At 72.2% G+C, this 18476-nt stretch carries 2 protein-coding genes (1 of these 2 only partly in view); both read left to right on the forward strand.

Going from position 1 to position 18476, the window contains the following annotated elements; translation table 11 throughout:
• Positions 1 to 375, forward strand: a complete 375-nt coding sequence (locus tag ACFZCY_RS06630; RefSeq protein WP_391169929.1) for a hypothetical protein — start codon at positions 1 to 3, stop codon at positions 373 to 375.
• Positions 376 to 18476, forward strand: partial view of a lonely Cys domain-containing protein gene (locus ACFZCY_RS06635; protein WP_391169930.1) — the beginning only. Its footprint extends 43276 nt past the window's final position; 18101 of the gene's 61377 nt are visible here — the first part of the coding sequence; the start codon lies at positions 376 to 378; its stop codon lies beyond the right edge, outside the window.

An 18476-nucleotide genomic window follows, 5' to 3' on the forward strand; every position in this document is an offset into this window, starting at 1 on the left:
ATGAGTGGTTACAACACCTATGAGGCGCGTCCTGCTGATGTGAAGCGGGCCGTCGACGGGATGAAGGCACTTGCAGGCGCGCCGAAAGAGGTCCTGAAGAGGTTCGAGGAGACGGAGCAGGCGGTCACCGGCTGGAACGGCGATGAGCACGACCAGGACGATTTCTACCGCCAGAGCAATCCGCAGTACCTGCAGCAGAACGAGGGCTGCAAGAAGTTCCTCGGCAGTCTGACCGATTTCCTGACGGGGCTGCAGGCGGCCACCTTGGAGAGCCTGCGCAGTATCGACCGGACCAGCAACGCGGTCCAGGACGAGATCGGCGCGGCCAAGGTGAACGCCGAGAACTACACCAGTGGTGGCCACGGGAAACGCTAGATGTTCGATATCGAGTATCCGGACGACGTCAGCAAGATGCTGTTCGTCCTCATCGGCGAAAAGCCGTTGAAGGCGAAGGCGGCCTTGGCGTGGGAAAGTCGTGACCTGTACACGGATCTCGGTACGGCAATTCTCGATCTGCGTCAGCAGATGCTGGCGTCCATCGACGAGGCGAAGGGGGGCCTCCCGCCGAATGTGGCGGAGGCCTACGAGCGGTCGCTGTCCCAGTTGGTGAACAGAAATGGCGGCGATGCCATGCAGCAGTTCGCCGCGCAGATGGATCAGTACGCCGCGAACCAGGGAAAGTCCTCCCTCAAGATTCAGCAATCCCACTTCGACATCATCATGGAAGTCATCACCCTGATGATCGAGCTGGCGATCCTGGCGGCGGTGTCCTGGCTCACCGGTGGGGCGTCGGCTTCGGAGATGATCCTGGCCAGGATGAGGGCCAGGCTGGCGATCCTGATGACGATCGATCGCCTCCTGCGGTACCTCCAGTTCTTCCCGTCGCTGTCCGAGGCGATCGAGGAGGCCATCCAGAGCCTCGCCGCTCAGCTCTTGGTGATGGCCATCAATCCCCCCGATCAGAAGCCCGACGGGATCGACTGGAAAGACGTCGGAATCAACGCGGCGGTCGGCGGCCTGGCCGGATTCTTCATCGGTCATTTCGGTGCGGTCTCGCACTACCTCAAGGACGCCCTGTCGAAGACCTTCAAGAATAATTTCGCCAAGGACATTTTCGGCAAGTTCGAGATCCAGTTCAACAACCTGTTCACCAAGAAAAACGCGAACAACGCGATGTTCGACATCCCCTCGCACTTCGTGAGCGAGGGTTTCGGTGAGACGATCGCCACGGCGATCGTGCTGGGCAAGTGGGACTGGACGTCCCTCGTCGGCTCCGGCCTCAGCGCCGTATCCGAATTGTTCATGATGGGGCCCACGGCGCAGGGCTCCCTGTCCCTGCACAACAAGACCTTCCCCGACGGGAACGTCTTCACCAAGTACCAGCAGAACACTCTCGACATCCTGGACAAGCGCCTCAGCGAGGGCAACGGCACGGTCACCTCGGACTTCGGCCAGAAGAACGTCACCCCCGCACCTCCCGTCCCCCCTCCCGCGACCACCGGCTCCTCCGTTCCGCCCGCTCCCTACAACCCCGCCACCGGAGCAGGCGGCACACCGGTTCCCCAGAACAATTCCGTCGACTACGACGCCTCGGACACCTCGTCCATCACGTCATCCAAGTCGTCGTACGAGCCCTCCCTCTTCGAGCCCACGGGCTTCTCGGACACCTCGTCGGTCACGTCGTACGACGGCAGCACCGACGGCGACACGCCGGACTCGTTCGCGCCGCGGCCCTCCGCGCTCACGCCGCCCAGCAGCCTGACCGCTCCGAGCGCCGCGGCCGGCTATCTGAAGAGCCCGGACCTCCTCAAGGATCCGAACTCCCTCAACACCTCCCCGGAGTTCCAGAACATCGCGTCCGTGCTGGAGATGCCGGACCCCATGGCCCCGCTCACCGGTCCGGACGCGCTGAAGACGCCGGACGCGCTGAACAGCCCGAGCCCCTTCACCAGCCCGAACAACCCGAGCAGCCCCGGCGCGCTCAACAACCCCGCCGCCCTGAACAGCCCGCTGTCCAGCGTCCCGACCGTCTCGCGGCCGGACGGCGAACTCGCCGACGACGGCAACCTCGACGCCACCGAGGAGTCCCCGGAGAACCTCGCGGACGCCCCGCACGACTCCACCGGACCCCAGAGCGGGATGCCGGCCAAGAACCCGGCTCAGAACTCCCTGCCGCACCAGACCCCCGCCGGGCAGCCCCACCCCCAGCAGGGCCCGGGGCAGCAGGACGCCCAGGGCACGCAGGGCGGGCCGCGCGCCGACACCGCCCCGGTCACCGACGAGAACGCACCGCACCCCGGCGACGCCCCGCGCCTTCCCGGAAGCGGCACCCCGGGCGCCCAGCACCAGGACGACATCGTCCGGGCGCGCGGCACCTACACGGACGCGCTCACCCGGTACGCCGACGCCATCCGCACCGTCGACCAACTCGGCGGCGACGCGGAGACCGGGCCCGGCACCGGCGCGGACAGCACCGTGGCGCTCTCGGAGGCCCAGGCCCGCGCCCAGCAGGCGCACGGCCAGCTGATCGACGCCGCCGCCCGGTTGCGCGACCTCGGCATCCCCCCGCACGCCGCGCACCCGGACGAGCCCGGCCACGCCCCGCCGCAGCCCCAGCGCACCGACGCCCAGCGTGAGTGGATCGCGAAGCAGCTCACGGCACAGGACCTGCCGGACGGCCTGGCGGAGGACCTGCTCCAGCTGCACGGCCCGGACGCCACCGTCACCCCGGCCGTGCTGCGCGCGGCGGGCGTCACACCGGGCCCCGAGCACGAAGTGGCGGCGGCGTTCCCCGGCGCGCGGATCCCCGTCGGCGCGCTGGACCCCGTCGACCAGGTACGCCTGCTGATGACCCAGCCCACCCCCTGGCCGGCCGCGGTCGACACGGTGGCGGCCAACGCCTCGCTGCGGATGTGGGACGTGGCGTACGCGGACTTCAAGGACGCGGCGCTGAACGGCGATCCGCGCCCGGCGGCGACACCGCAGGACACCACCGCACCGCAGCCCACCACCCCACCGCAGGACAGGACCGCACCGCAGGACACGACCGCACCGCAGCCGGCCGAGGCCGATGTCGACCGGGCCTGGGACAAGGCCGTCGCCCTGGTCCTGCCGTTGGCCTCGGCCCCCGTCCTGGCGGACTCCCGCCACGCCGAGGCCATGTACCGCGACGCGGTACGGCAGGTCGCCGGCCACCTGCTGAGGAACGGAGTGGACGCGCCGTCGGGCCTCGCGCTGGCCAACACGCTCCGGAAGGACCTCGGCCAGACGCCCCTCGCCACCACCCCCGGTGGCGCCACGACGCCCACCGAGCCGAGCACCCCGGCCGCCCCGCTCCCGCCGAGGCCGACCGCGACCACGTCCAGCGACCTCCCGGCCGACCCGGCGCCCGCCCCGGAGCGGTCCACCACCGACACCTCGGCGGCCGCATCCGACACCGCGGGCCGCGACGCTCCCGCCACCGCCGATGCCACGCGTACCGCACCGGTGGCCGCGGATCCGGTCCCGGACCTGGCGGTACGCCTGCCGGACATGGCGCCCGGCGACCGGGCCCGGGAGCTGTCGCTGCTGTCGTCCGCCGATCGCGAGCGGCTGGCTTCCGATCCCGCGCTGGTGGACAGGTTGCACGAGAGGCTGTCCGCCGCGGAGTTCGCCGAAGCGGCAGCCCAGCTGATGGTGCAGGTTCCGGCCGGGGTGGACCAGCCGGTGTCGGCGCGGCGCGAGGTGCTGGACCAGATCGCGCGCATGCTGCGCGACTCCGAGGTGGCGGTGAAGCTGCTGAAGGACGGCGCGCGCGTGGTCGTGGTGCCGAAGGGCGAGGCGATGACCTCGCTGGACCCGTTCCGTCACCTGGCGGGGACCACGACATCCGACGGGCGCCCGTGGGAGGAGGTACGTGGCGCCGGGATGCTCACCGCGGGCGTGACGGAGGAGAACCTGCTCGGGGAGGTGACGTCCGCGCCCGCGGAACGGCGCTCCTACCCGGAGGGCTACTCCACGACGACCCACGAGTTCGCGCACACCCTCCACAAGTACGGGCTGTCGCCCGCCGACCAGCAGCGCATCCGGAACGCGTACCACGCCAAGCTGGCCCAGGGGGACACCGCGGTCTGGCCGGACGGCCCGTTGCGCGACCCCTCCGGCAAGCGCAAGCAGCCCAACTACTCGTCCCTCGACGAATTCGAGTACTTCGCCCAGGTCACCAACGCCTACCTGGGCACCAACGGCGGCAGGGACGGGTTCACCAGGCAGCGGCGGAACAACGGCCCCGCCTGGGTGCGGCAGCACGAGAAGGCGTTGCTGCCGCTGCTGGAGCGGCTGTACGGCCCCGACCCCAAGGCCGTGCACGCGCGTCCGGCGAACCAGCTCGCCGGCCCGCGGAAGGAGAACTGGGTCTACGAGGGGTACCGGGCGTTCTGGGACCGCGCCGAGGGCACCCACCAGCCGCAGCCCCACGACCTCGCCCCCGCGCCCGAACCTGATCCGGCCCCCGCCGCGGTCGCGGGTGCGACGGCGACGAGCGCCCTGGCTCCGCCGCCGGCGAACCAGCCGAACCACCAGCAGCAGCTGCGGAGTGTGCTGGAGGCCACGTTCGGGCCGGACGTGGCCGCGCACCAGATGTTCCCGCAGATGATGAATTCGCTGGCGCTGGTGGACGCGGCGCGTGCGCGGGACGCCCGGTTCGGGACCGGGCCGATCGATCTGGAAGGGATCGCGCGGCGGGTGCTGCACATACCCGGTTCGGTCCAGTTCACCCCCCAGACCGCCTTCCAGTTCTTGTCGGTGATGGCGAGCGCGGAACGGCACAACCGGGCCGGAAGCCTGGCGGCGGTGGCGGCGTATCAGCTCGAGAAGAGAGGGGCCCTGGGGGCCCCGACAGGGCTGACCGCCCCTGACGGACGGCCCCTGGGGCGGAACTGGATGGGGCGCCCCATTCCGGAGCTGCACCTCGACGACGTCGCCCAGAGGACCGGGACCGGTGGGTGGGACCTGAAGCCCGCGCCCTGGGGCCAGGCGGTTCATGTGGTCTTCGCGGACTCCACGGACACCGGCCTGCTGGTGGTGCGTGACGGCCAGGGGGCGACGGTTGAGGTGGACCACGAGGAGTTCGCGGAGCTCGTGGCGCACGATCCGGCCCGGCCCCAGGGTGCACCGGTGCTGTTGCTGGTGCCCGGCGCCACCGGCGTGGGGACGATGGAATTCGAGCGGCTGGTGGCGGACCGGGCGCGGGCGCGGGCCTGGTCCACCGACGGCGACTTCCGGTTGCAGCCCCTGGGCGACGGCACCAGCCGACGGCTGCTCGCGCTGGCGAACGACAACCCGCGGCAGGAGCCGGTGGGCACGTGGCTGCCCCACGATCCGGGCATGGTGATCCCGGGCCCCCGGGGTCAGATCACGGCGACCAACGGGACGGTGTTCCAGGACGACGACATCCAGTCGTACGCGCTGACCACGATCGACGGACAAGCGCTGACCGGACGGGTCTTCCTGAACGCGAAGGACATGGCGGCCCTGGAGGACGCCCTTCGCACCGTGTCGGTCATGGCGCACTACACGGATTACGACGAGGGACTCGTGGGCATCGCTGCCCCCCGGGAAAGCGGACTGCGGACATTGCCCCGGTCGCTGACCGGTGCGTTCGTCGCGGTCGGGCACGGGGACAGGGGCCGTGCGGTGGTTCCGATGGTGAGCACGGGACAGAACCACACCGTCTCGCCTGAGGAGATCGGCAGGCTGCTCGCCAGGGACCCGGTGCTCCTGTCGATGCCGCCGGACGCGCCGGTGTGGCTGCTGTGGTGCGAGATGGCGATGGTCGGGCCGGGCAAGGACCGGCTGGCGCGCACCCTCGCCGCGCAGGAACTCGCGAACCAGACCGGGCGGACCGTGTACGCGATGGAGGCGCAGACCACGGTGGAGACGGCGGAGCGGGGCATGCCGCCTCGCCTGATCAAGTTCGACGATCCGGACCGCCCCAAGCACCGCATCCTGGAATTCCGCCCCGAGCCGCAGTGGGCGAACCTGAACGCCTGGGCCGATCGGGCGGGGCTGCCGGCGAACCTGCCGCAGAGGACCACCCGGATGCTGCGGTGGGTGCGGGCTCTGCGGGAGACCCACGGCGTCGACATCGACGCCACTCCGCAGCGGGCGGCGGAGTTCCAAGGGCTGATCCAGGGCTTCGCGGCGTGGGAGCGGGCACGCCAGGGCGCCGCCCCCGTGACCTGGAGCGAGCTGGAGCAGACGGTCGCGGCGTATGCCACGCAACGGGGTCTCGACCCGGCGGTGACCAAGGAAACGCTGACGAGGATGCTCGGCTCGTGGAGCAGGGCCCAGCAGCACCAGGGCGCGCACGCCGCGCCGGCCCAGGCACCGCGTTCCGCGACCCGTCCCGCACCCTCCGCCGCGCTGCCGCCGGCCAGGCTGGACTTCGCGCCGGGGTCCACGGCACTGTCCGAGGACGCCATGGCGGACCTCGATGTCCTGGCGCACGAGGTGGCGCTGGACGCCCTGGACAACTGGAATGCGGGGCGGCCACTGCGCGACGGTGTGATCACCGGCTACGGCGAGGGCCCGGCGCCCCGGGCTCCGGAGATGGGTCAGGCGCGCGCGGAGGCGGCGCGCACCTGGTTCCTGGGGCGCCTGGACGAGGTGCTGGCCGGATTCCAGGCGGATGTACCGGCCGCGGACCGTCTCACCGCCGGTCATCTCACCGTCGTCAGCCGGGGCCAGGGCGGGAACACCGGACCGGCCGCCGCGCCCGGCGGCACGAGCCCGGAGACGCCGCGCACGACGGTCGAGTTCGCCGCGCCCCCCGCGATGCGCACCGTGGCCGGGACCGGGGTGTGGGCCGGGCCGCGCTTCGACAGGTTCGTCACCAACGCCGGTAAGAAGAAGAAAAGCGGCGCCGGGACGAAGAGCAAGCAGACCGCGGCTCCGGCCGGGGAAGCCAGTAGCGCGGCCGTCCCCGCCGCTCCCACCGCCGGTATGGCTTCGCTGTCGCTCTCGGAACAGGGAGGTGCGGAGCGGAGCTGGGGTCCCGTCGAGTCGGTGCTGCCGGTGTCGAGCCGGATCAACTTCACCGAGGGCGCCGAGAAACCCAGCAACAACCAGCGGGCGCGGGTGCGGGAGCTGGTCGGGCGTGTGATCGAGGCGGGCGCGCGCAATGTCCTCGCGGGTCTTCCGGGGGCGCGGCTGGTGGTGACCGGCTACGACGACAACGGTCAGGTGTCGGAGTCGGGGGCCGCGGGGCGGCGTGCCGCGGCGGTCGCGGAGGCGTACCGTGCCGGGCTCCAACGGCCCGGGGCCGAGGGCACGTTCACGGTTGCCTCGTCCGGCCGGAAGCCGGGGGAGGACGCCGGGCAGGGTGCCGCCGGGCAGGTGGCGGTCGAGTTCGAGCTGCCGCCCGGGACGGCGGCGGTGCAGCGGCTGGACGAGCTGCGGCAGACCGACCCGGAATTGAAGGACGGCCCGTTCGATCCGGTTCAGCTGGCGCGGAAGATCCTGCACCTGGACGCGTCGGCCACCGTGGACGCGGCGGTGCGCGACGAGCTGTACGCGCTCGTGGGCGAGGCGATGGCCGAGGGCCGGGACAAGAGCCTGGCGGCCCTGGGCGCGTTCCACCTCGTCCGGCGGGGCGATGTGCTGTCCGAGCGGACCCTGGTGTTCTCTCCGGACGACGGTTCGGTGGTGGGCCGGTCGTTCAAGGGCAATCAGCCCCCGCCGCCCGTCACGCCCGGAGCCGACCAGGCCGGCAGCAACCGTCCCTACCTGGTGGAGGCGGAGGGCGGGCGGGACCACATCGTGGTGACGTGGCCGGACGGTTCGACGCGCCGGGTTCCGGGCGATGAGGTGGCCGAACTGCTCGCCATGGACGAGGAGCTGGCCAAGCGGGGTCCCCTGGCCCTGGTGACGCTGGTGGTGCCGCACGCGGGTGACGGCGGCCTGGAGATGCCGCGAGGCATCTCCGCCGGCATCCGGCGGAGGCTGATAGCGCACAGTGGCACGCCCCAGATGTTCTTCGACCCGGACACCAAGCGCTACCGCCTCCCGGCGGCGGACCGGCGGGCGCAGGGAGAGCCGCTGGGCAAGTGGATCGCCGTCGGCCCCGACGACCTGGGCCCGGACGGTGCGTGGGCCAAGGAGGGGAACGGGTTCATCGTCCTGGCCGACGGCTCGAAGCTGATGGACCGGGACGTCAAGAGCGTCACCCTCACCACGCCCGGTTCCAACCGGCCGAGCGGCCGTGCCATCTTCACCGACGCCGATCTGATCGAACGGGAAGACCTCCTCAAGGACCTCCACAACGCCCAGTACGTACACTTCGACCCGGTCACCAAGCGGCCGGTCAGCTCGCCGCACGACGCGCCGTGGAAGGGCCGGGACGCCTACCACTTCGTGCTGCACGGCCTCCCGGGCTGGTTCTTCATGGTGGACGCCACGGTCGACACCGGACACGGCGAGGCGAAGGTAACCCCCGGCGAGCAGGTCGGCGGCTACCTGAAGCGCCGCCCGAGTGTGCGGGCGCTCCCCAAGGGAACGCCGATCGTGGCGGAGGCGTGCTGGGCGAACGCCGCCTTTGGGGGCCCTGCCCTCGAACTGCACGATGGCGTCGACGCGCCTTTCGTGCCGAACCCGTTGACGACCATTTCCCAGGCGCAGAAGGCGGTCAACGCGCTGGGCGAAGACCACCCGTTGATCGTTCCCAACCGGGTGCACGCCCTGGCGGCAGACAGCGCGACGGGCGAAATCGTCCACGGCATCAACGCCACGTCGCGGGGTGAGCTGGGGGCGTGGACGGAGCTGCGGGCGGAACCCCAGCCGGAGGTGCTCGACCGGCTGGCGCGGGTGGCCTTCGGCATGCCGGACTCCGCCCCGGTGCAGGAGGCCGACCGGGACACCACCCTGCTGCTGGTGCGGGCCCTGCGCGAGGTCTTCGGGCACGAGGTCGAGGCCGACAGGGACGACCCGTCGGGGGAGTACCAGAAGCTCCTGCGCGGGATCGGGGCCCTGGAGACCATGCGCCGCGAGGACCCGAAGCTGGCCGAGGCGGGCGTGTTCAGCCTGGACCTGCTGGACTTCGTGGTGCGGGCCCGCCTCGACCAGCAGGGGACGCCGAAGCCGACGCCGACTCCGTTCGCCGACGCCGCCGAGCTCCGGGACACCGTCCGGCGGGTACTGGACGAGGCACACGGCCGACTGCAGGGCGCGTCCGGTCCGGTCACCCTGCACGATTTCGTGCCGCTCACCCTCCTCGACCAGACCGCGGCCATGATGGGGCACCTCAACCCGCAGCACCTCGGCGCCATGGGGCTGAAACTGCTTCCTGCCCTGGGCGACCCCCGCCGGCCCCTGGTGTTCTGGGCCCTGGCGAAGGCCACGCGGGCGCTGATGACCCGCCCGGATTCGGACGCCATGGCGGCCCGGATACTTCACCTGGACGGTGCCCAGCCCGACCTGGGCGCGCTGCGGCGGATGGCCCTGTGGGTGATGGCGGGAGCCGCGCTGCTCGGCATCGATGTGCACGACCCGGCCGCCCTGGCCGCGTACCACCTCAAGCGCAACGGGCTGCTCTCCCCGGCCAACACGATCACCTCGCCCAGCGGCGCGGCCACGGGCCTCAACCTGACCGGCAAACCCCTCGGCGGCCCGCTGGCCACGGACGTCTACCGGGTGTCGTCCGACGGCACGACGACAAGCGGCGAGAGCCGAACGGCCGTGAACCCGAACGTGTTCGTGTTGATGGTCGACGGCGACCAGGACCACGTCGAGGTTCCCTGGCCCGGCGGCACCACCCGCAAGGTGCCGTACGAGGAGATCGTCGCGCTCGTCGCGCAGGCCACGCGCCTCACCCGGCTCAACGTCCCCATCGCCCTGGTCGGGCCGAGCACGGGCCCGGGGGGCACCAGGATGGCGGAGGCCCTGGCCGCCCGGGAGGGGACGGCCAGGACCGTGCTGACGCCCGCCCACCCCGCCGCGGTGGTGGCGGACAGCGCGGCGAAGCGACACGTGATCGCGCTGACGGCGGACCCGGCCCAGGCGAACGCCGCGGACGACTGGGGACGTACCGAGCCTCCGGCGCTGACCACGGGCCATGCCCCCATGAAGGTCATCAGCCAGAGCCCGGCCCCGGCTGCCAAGGCCACCGCACCCGCGGATGCGTCCGACACCGATTCCGGCTACGACAGCCCGTCGGACACCGAATCGGTCGCGCCGCGCGACCCCCTCAGCCTGGCCAACTCCGCCTCCGGGGCACAGATGCCCGGTGTGGGCCAGGAGTTCTCGCTGCCGGTGCACACCGCGCCGGTGACCGGTCCGGCGTCCGGGCAGGGCCCCGAGCCCTCGCCGCTGACCACGCTCCGGTTCGAGCCGGGGTCCACCAGTCTGTCCGAGGACGACGTGGACGAGATCGCGGAGCTGGCGTACGAGGTGGCCGTGGCGGCCATACGGAACCAGCACGCGCGGCTGCCGATGCCCGCCGGCGTGGTCACCGGTTACGGCGAGGGCCCGGCCGATCAGGCGCGGGCCATGGGCGAGGACCGCGCGGAGTCGGTGCTCGACGAGTTCATTCACCAGCTGAACCTGGCGCTGGACGCGCTCCAGGCGGACGTGCCGGCGGCGAACCGCCTCACCGTCCAGCACTTCGACCTCATGGACCGCGGCCGCGGAGGCGACGTCGGCCGTCACCCCGCGCGCGGCGGGGCGAGCCGGGAGGAGCTGCGGCGGCAGGTCACGATCGAGCTGGTCTCGCCCGCGACGCTGCTCGACACGCTGCGCCGCAAGGACCCCGCGCTGCGCAACGGCCCGTACGACGTGGACGCGCTGGCCCGCCGCGTCCTGCGCCTGCCGCGGAACACCCCCGTGGACGACGCGGCGCGCGCGCAGCTGTACAGCCTGGCCGTCGAGGCGCACCGGAACGGCCGGGCGACCAGCGTCGCGGCGCTCGGCGCGCTCCACGCCGCCCGCCAGGGCCTGTTCGACGCGCGCCACCGCTTCCTGGCCCCGGGCTCCCAGGGACAGAACCGGCAGGTCACCGGCGTCGACTGGCTGGGGCTGCCCGGCAAGGAGCTGTCCACCGCCCGGATCAGCACGACCACGATCCCGAAGACCGGGACGCCGACCGAGACCTGGGCGGACGCCCCGTGGCCGGGCACCCCCTACGTCATCGCCGCCGCCGGTGCCCACGACAAGGTCACCGTGCCGTGGCCGGACGGCACGACCCGGGACCTGGACATCGACGAGTTCGTCGAGCTGATGGCGTACGACCCGGTGTTGGCGCGGCTCCCGGACGATGTGCCGATCGTGCTCGCCATCCCGCACGCGGGCGACCGTGACGTGGAACTGCCGCGGAAGCTCGCCGCGCGCTTCGACCGCATGGTGGCGGCCCACAGCGGTGAGGTGACGGCCCGGCCGGGCGACGGCGGGCGGCCCGTCATCGGCCTGACCTTCCGGGAGGGGCTCCCGGAGGGCGACTGGGGCGTCAGCGATGTCGACATGGCGCCCGAGCCCGGCGAGAACGTTCCGGACTGGTACCGCAAGGTGGTGTCCTCGCCCGCGATCGACAGCCGTACCGGCAGGCAGACCGGGCGTTCCTCGTTCTCGCCCAGCGACCTGGCCATCCGCGAACCGGCTCTCCGGCGTGCCCACCGGATCAACAAGTACGCCCACTACAACCCCGTCACCGAGGTCGCCTCCGAGAAGATCCGCCTGCAACGGAAGCTCAAGCCGGGGGCGAAGACCCGGACCTTCGTCATGCACGGAGGCCCCGGCCACGTCACCTTCCAGCTGGAAGACGGGGAGACGCACCGCGCCGAGGGATTGGAGGGGCCGCGCTGGCTCAAGAGGCGCAAGAGCTTCTCGGACCTGGGCAAGGACGACTGGCTGATCCTGCCGATCTGCTGGACCGGTACCGCCGTGGACCGTGGTCTGCCGTCCCTGCGGCACCACTCGGCGGCCGCCCCCGACGCCTTCGTACCCGATCCGCTCGAGGACGCTCCCGTCGGACAGCTCTTCTCGAACGAGCTTGGTGTCAAGGTGAGCGCTTCCACCCGCGTGGAGGCGCTGGCGCACCACGACGCCGAATGGGTCCGGCTGCTGTTCACCGACCCGCAGGGCAACGAGTCGTCGGTGGTGGACTTCTTCCCGGAGCCCGACGACGCGGAACTGGCGCTCCGGGCACGGGAGGCCGGATTCCACCGCGGGCCGGGGCAGCCGTCCGAGGCCGCGCTGAAGCGCACCTTGCGCCTGGTGCGGGCGCTGAAGCTCACAGTGGGCAACGAGGTCGACGACGACGCCCACGTGGCGGACGACCCCGACTACGCCACGCTGCTGCGCGGCGCGGCGGCGCTGGACCACATGTGGCGGTCCGATCCGCGGGCCGCCGGCACGAAGCTCTTCACCCTCGATCTGTTCCAGCGGATCGTCGCCGCCCGGCCGGACGGCGGGCCGGACCCGGACGAGGACGCGTACCGCGCGGTGCTCACCGCGGCGGCGAACGTCACCCCGGGCACGCCGCTGAGCGACTTCGTGACGCTGCCCGCGTCGGTGGACCGGGCGGCGGTCGGGGCGACCCGGGCGGCCATGGCGGACGCGGCCGTGCAGACCCTGGGGCTGTCCGGACGGGACCAGGTGGGGGAGGCCGAGCTCGCGCGGATGTTCTGGGCACGGGTCAAGGCCTACGAGGCGCTGCCCGCGCCCGGCCCGGAGCTGGACGCGCTGGCGGCCCGCGCGCTGCACCTGGATCCGGCCGAGGTGGACGCCGAGTGGCGCGACAGCCTCCGGTCCCTGGTCACCATCGCGTACGCCGTGGGCCGTGACGCGTCCGACACCGTGGCACTGGCCTCGTACGACCTGGAGAACGAGGGCTCCTTCTCCGCCGATACCGAGATGCGCGGCCGGGACGGCGGGGGGATCGTCGGCCGGGACTACTCACCGCCCAAGCACAAGACGCCGCTCATCGACCCGTCGGGGGTCATGACCCCCGACGGGCTCTCGACACCGGAGTGGGAAGCCGCGGAGACCACGCCCTACACCGTGCGTGCCGCGCTGGACCCCAGGGATCCGGCCCACTACATCTGGCTGTACTACGACGGGCTGCGGCGGCGCGTCCCGGTCGAGGACTTCATCGAACTCCTGGCCAACGACCGGCCGTTGCTCGGCACCGGGCTCAAGACCCCGGTCCTGCTGGCCATCCCGGAGGCCGACCGGCTGGCCCCCGAGCTGGCGTCGCGCGTCGCCAAGCGGCTCGGCCGGGTCGTCTACTCGACCGCGTACCCCATCGGGCTGTCCCAGCCCGGGCCGCAGCGGCGGCCGCTCCTCTCGCTGAGGCCCTCATCGCACCTCGCGGAAGCGCCGACGGCCCAGAGCTTCACCGCCAAGCATCCGGCCGGGGCGGAGGTGCCCCCGGCGAGCCCCATATCGCCGGCGCCCCCGGAGGCCGGAGAGACGGCCGTCCTTCCGCGGCCGGACGCCACACCGCCCGCACTCGGCCCCGGGCCCGACAGCGCCAGCGACACTGGCACCGAGACCGACACCGACTCCGTCTTCGACTCGGCCTTCGGACTCGACTCCGAGACCGCGTCGTTCTTCGGCCTCGACGAGGTCCCGCCGGCCAAGCCGCAGCCGGAGCCGCAGCCGGGGCCGCATCCTCGGGCGTCGTCCGGGCAGGCGATGCCCGGTGTGGGCGGTCAGGTCACGCTGCCGGTGCACACCGCGCCGGTGGCGAGCCCGGCCGTCGCCCCCGTCTCCACCGCGCCGCGGACGACGTCGGTGTCCTTCGCACCGAAGTCCGCGGAGGTGTCCAGGAGCACCGGGAGGACGCTGGGACGGCTGGCCTACCAGGTGGCCCAGGACGCTCTGGCCAACCGCGACCGGGGCATCCCGCCGGCCTCCGTGATCCTCACCGGGTACGGCGAGGGCACCGACCCGCAGGCGGATGCGGAGGCCGACGAGCGCGCGGCCGCCGCGTTCGACGAATTCACGATGGCCCTGGACCTCGCGCTGCAGCACATCCAGGCCAAGCTCCCCCCGGGGACGACTCCGCTGAAGGCCGCCGACTTCCGCGTCGAATGGCGCGGCCACGGCCGCTACGTCGGGCAGCCCACCCCGCCGGGCGCGGACGTGGCGGCGCTGCGGCGCCGGGTGACGGTCGACGTCGTCCCGCCGCTGACGCTGCTGAACGACCTGCGCAAGGCCGATCCCGAGCTGCGGTACGGGCCGCTGGACGTGGACGCCATGGCCCGCCGTATCCTCCACCTCCCCGCGAACGCCACCGTGGACGCCGATGTCCGCGACCGGCTCTACGATCTGGTGACCTCCGCGTACCTGGACGACTGGGCGGACGGCCTGGGCGCGCTGGGCGCGTACCACGCCGCCCAGCAGGGCCTGCTCTCCAGCAAGCGGAAGCGCTACTTCACGGTGGGTGGCCAGCGCTTCCCGGGCCTCAACTGGGGCCCGGAGACGGTCCGCGCGCTGCGCACCAGCAAGGTGGCGGTGATGCGGCGGCGTTCGGACGGCCGCGACGAGGTGATCGACTGGAAGGACGCCCCGTGGGCGGGCGCTTCGCGGCCCTACATCGTGGAGGCCGAGGGCGGCCACGACAGCGTGACGGTGCCCTGGCCGGACGGTACGACCCGGGACCTGACCGTCGATGAGTTCGTGGAGCTGGTCGCGCGCGACCTGGAACGGTCCGGCCTGGCCTCGGACGCTCCGGTCGTGCTGGCCATTCCCCGCGCCGGTGACCGGGGGCTGGACCTGCCGCGGCTGCTGGCGGAGCGGACGGGCCGGACGGTGTGGGCGCACAGCGGCAACGCCACGCTCGGCTTCATCGGGTCGGGCACGTATGCCGTCGGCGAGGTCCGCGTGAAGGGCGACATCGAGGGGGACTGGATCCCCAGCGTGCCCGGTCTGGCACCCGACCGGACCGCGGACGCCCCCGCCTGGTGGCGCAAGGTGGTCACTCGTACGCTCGTCGGCGCGGGCACGGGGCGGCTGTTCGGCCGCACCGCGATCGGTCCCGAGGAGGTGGCCAGGAAGGAAGGGCTGGAAGCGCAGCAGCGCCACCTCGACTCGGTCAAGAACTACGTCCACTACAACATCGCCACGCGCGACGTCGTCTCCAAGAAGCTCCCCCGGCCGGAACCGGGCGCACCGGGGTCGAAGAAGTACTACTGGGACGGGCACGCCGGGCCCGGTTACATGGACTTCCGGCTCGATGACGGCAAGAAGCACACGGCCTGGGGCGCCGAGGGGCCGCGGTACGTCGCCCACCGCAAGAGCGTGCAGCAGCTCGGCAAGGACGACTGGATCGAGCTGGTGCTCTGCTGGGCAGGGTCGCCCCGGGACCGTGCCGTGCCGTCCGGCTGGTACCGAACGGACCGCTGGGTGGACGCCTTCCCCGGCTCCTTCGTGCCGGACCCGCTCGCGGACATCCCGGTCGGGCAGCACTTCGCGAACGAGACCCGGCACAAGACGAACTGCACCATCCGCACCGACGCCACTGCGTACCACGAGGGCGAATACGTCCGGTACATGGAGACCGACGCGCAAGGGCGGCGTGGGTCGTACGTGCAGTACTTCCCCGAGCCCGATGCCGAGGAGCTGGACCGCCGGGCGCGGGAGATCGGATACCACACGGGCCCGGGGCCGGTGCCGGAGGCGGCCAGGGCGGCGACGCTCCGCCTGGTGCGGGCGCTGCGGCTGACGCTGGGCAAGGAGATCGACGACGACGTACGGATCGAGCAGAACCCGGAGTACGCGGAGCTGCTGCGCGGGGCCGCCGCGCTGGACCGGATGTGGCAGGCCGACCCGCGGTTCCGGGGTGCGGGCCCGGTCACGCTGGACTTCTTCGAGCGGGTCGTCGCGGCGACGCTTCCCGAGGACACCGAGGCGCGCCAGGACGACTACCGGGAGGTGCTGATCGCCGCGGCGGACAACCCGCCGGGAACGCGGCTGGACGACTTCGTGACCCTGCCCGCGTCGCTGGACCGCGCGGCCCGCTGGCTGAAGACCGAGGACGTCGTCGACGCGGCCGTCGAGGCGCTGCTCCTGGACGGCCCCGACGAGGTGGGTGACGCCGAGCGGTCCCGGGTGTTCTGGGCGCGGGTCAAGATGCTGGAGGCGTGGAGCGAGTCCGGTATCGACCGGCTCGCCGCACAGCTTCTGGCGCTGCCCTCGACCGCTGATGTGAAGCCCGCGCACCGCAACTTCATCCGCGAGCTGGTCATGGCGGCGTACGCGGCCGGGATCGACGGATCCGACCCGGACGCGCTGTTCGCGTACCACCTCGACAACCAGGGCGCCCTGGCGGACACCACCGCCCTGCACCCGCTCAACGCTCCGGACATGGTGTACGGGCGCCACTTCCGGTCCGGGGCCAGGGACGCGTTCCCGATCATGTCCAAGGTCTGGACCCCCTCGGGGCTGGAGGATGCGCCGTGGTCCGGGAAGGACGCGCTGGGCCAGAGCAAGCGGCGTCCCTATGTGGTGCGGGCCTCGGTGGACCCCAAGGCCCCGAACCGGCTGACGGTCACGTACCGGTCCGTCACCAGGAGCCTGACTCCCGAGCAGTTCACCGAGCTGCTGGCCCGCGACGAGGCGCTGCTCAGCCAGGAGCTGACGGTTCCGGTCCTGCTGGACATCGCCGAGCTGGACCGCCACATGCCCGGGCTGGCGCGGGAGCTGTCCCAGCGGCTCGGCCGGCAGATCTGGTCGACGGCCGCCGTCCCGAGCCAGATGAAGCCCAAGGGCGCCGTGCACACGGTGCTGACCCTGAGCCCGCCCGCCGGGAACGCCGCGGGCCGGACCGCCCTGGAATGGCGTGCCACCGATCCCGTCGATCCGCAGAACCCGGATCCCTCCCCCCTCCCGGTTCCGCCCCCCATCACCCGGTCCTCCTCGGAGGCGGCGTCGGCTCCGGCGGGGCGGGAGCTCACGGTGCGGTTCGAGCCGGGCGAGACCATTGTGTCCGTTGATGATGTGGCGGACATCGAGGATCTGGCGCATGAGGTGGCGGCGTCGGCGCTGGTGGAGTGGCGTGCGGGGCGTCCGTTGCCGTCAGGTGTGGTGACCGGCTTCGGTGAGGGCTCCGCGGAGCAGGCGCGGGAGATGGGGCAGGAGCGGGCCGAGACGGTTCTCGAGTGGTTCATGGACCACTTGGGTGAGGAGCTGACGCGGCTTCAGGCGGATCGGCCGTGGGCGGACCGGCTCACGGCGGAGGAGTTCTCGTTCACCGCCCGCAGCCGTGGCGGGGGCCTGGAGCCGGGTACGGACCCGGAGGCCTCGCGGCAGACGACCATCGAGCTCACCACGCCGTTGGAGGAGCTGACGGCTTCGGAGCCGTTCGACGAGCCGGATCTGTTCCCCTCCGGAAGCCATTCCGACACCGACACCGCAACCGAGGTCGACTCCGTCTTCGACTCGGTCCCCGACTCCGATTCCGGCTCCGACACCGATTCCGGCTCCGACACCGAGCCGGAATCCGACCCCGAGTCGTCCGCCGGCCCCACCACCCCCGCCGAGGTACCGGACGGCAAGGCGCGGCCCCGGACACAGCCGCGGCTCCGGCCCGCACGCGGGCCGGTGGCCCGGTCCTCGGCCGGGCAGTCGATGCCCGGACTGGGCAGCCAGGTCTTGCCGGTGCACACCGCTCCGGTGACGAGCCCGGCCGGCGGGTCCGGCTCCCGCCCGCCCCGGTTGACGGTTGTGTCCTTCCCGCCGAACGACACCGATCTGACCGCGGATGCCGAGGAGTCGCTGGAGGACCTGGCCCAGCAGGTGGCCCGGGACGGTCTGGACAGCCGTGATCACGATCTGCCTCTGCCCTTCGTGCTGCTCTCCGGGTACGGCGAGGGCACGGACGCGGAGGCGGAGACCGAAGGCGAGGCGCGCGCGACCAACGCGTACGTCGAGTTCGTGGCGGCCCTGGCAGCCGAGCTGAGCGCTCTCCAGAAGAACGTCGACCCGGACAGTCAGCTCACGGCCGATGACTTCTTCATCCAATGGCGCGGCCTCGGCAGTGACGTCGGACCTGTCACGGGCGCGCAGGCGGAGGCGCTGCGCCGCCGGGTGACGGTCGAGGCCGTTCGGCCGCTGGAGCTGCTGGACGACCTGTACAAGGCCGATCCCGAACTGTGGGACGTGCAGCTTGACTCCGACGAGCTGGTCCGCCGCGTCCTCCACCGCGACGCGAACGCCCCAGTGGACCGCGGCGAACGCCAACGGCTCGCCGCGCTGCTCTTCGACGCCTACCAGGACGGCTGGGCGGTCACCCTGGGGTTGCTGGGCGCCTACCACGCCTTCGTGAAGGGGCTGATCTCCAGCAAGCGGGACCGCTACTTCACGGTGGGCGGCCAGCGCGTCCACGGCCTCAACTGGGGCCCGGAAGAGGTCGTCACACTGGACACCGGCAGGGTCGACATCCTGCGGGAGCGTCCCGGTGGCGGGTTCGACCGGGCCGGCGTGGATCACGCCCCGTGGGTGCCGGG

The organism is Streptomyces sp. NPDC007983 (genome assembly GCF_042958345.1).
In the GTDB taxonomy this organism is placed as follows: Bacteria; Actinomycetota; Actinomycetes; order Streptomycetales; family Streptomycetaceae; genus Streptomyces.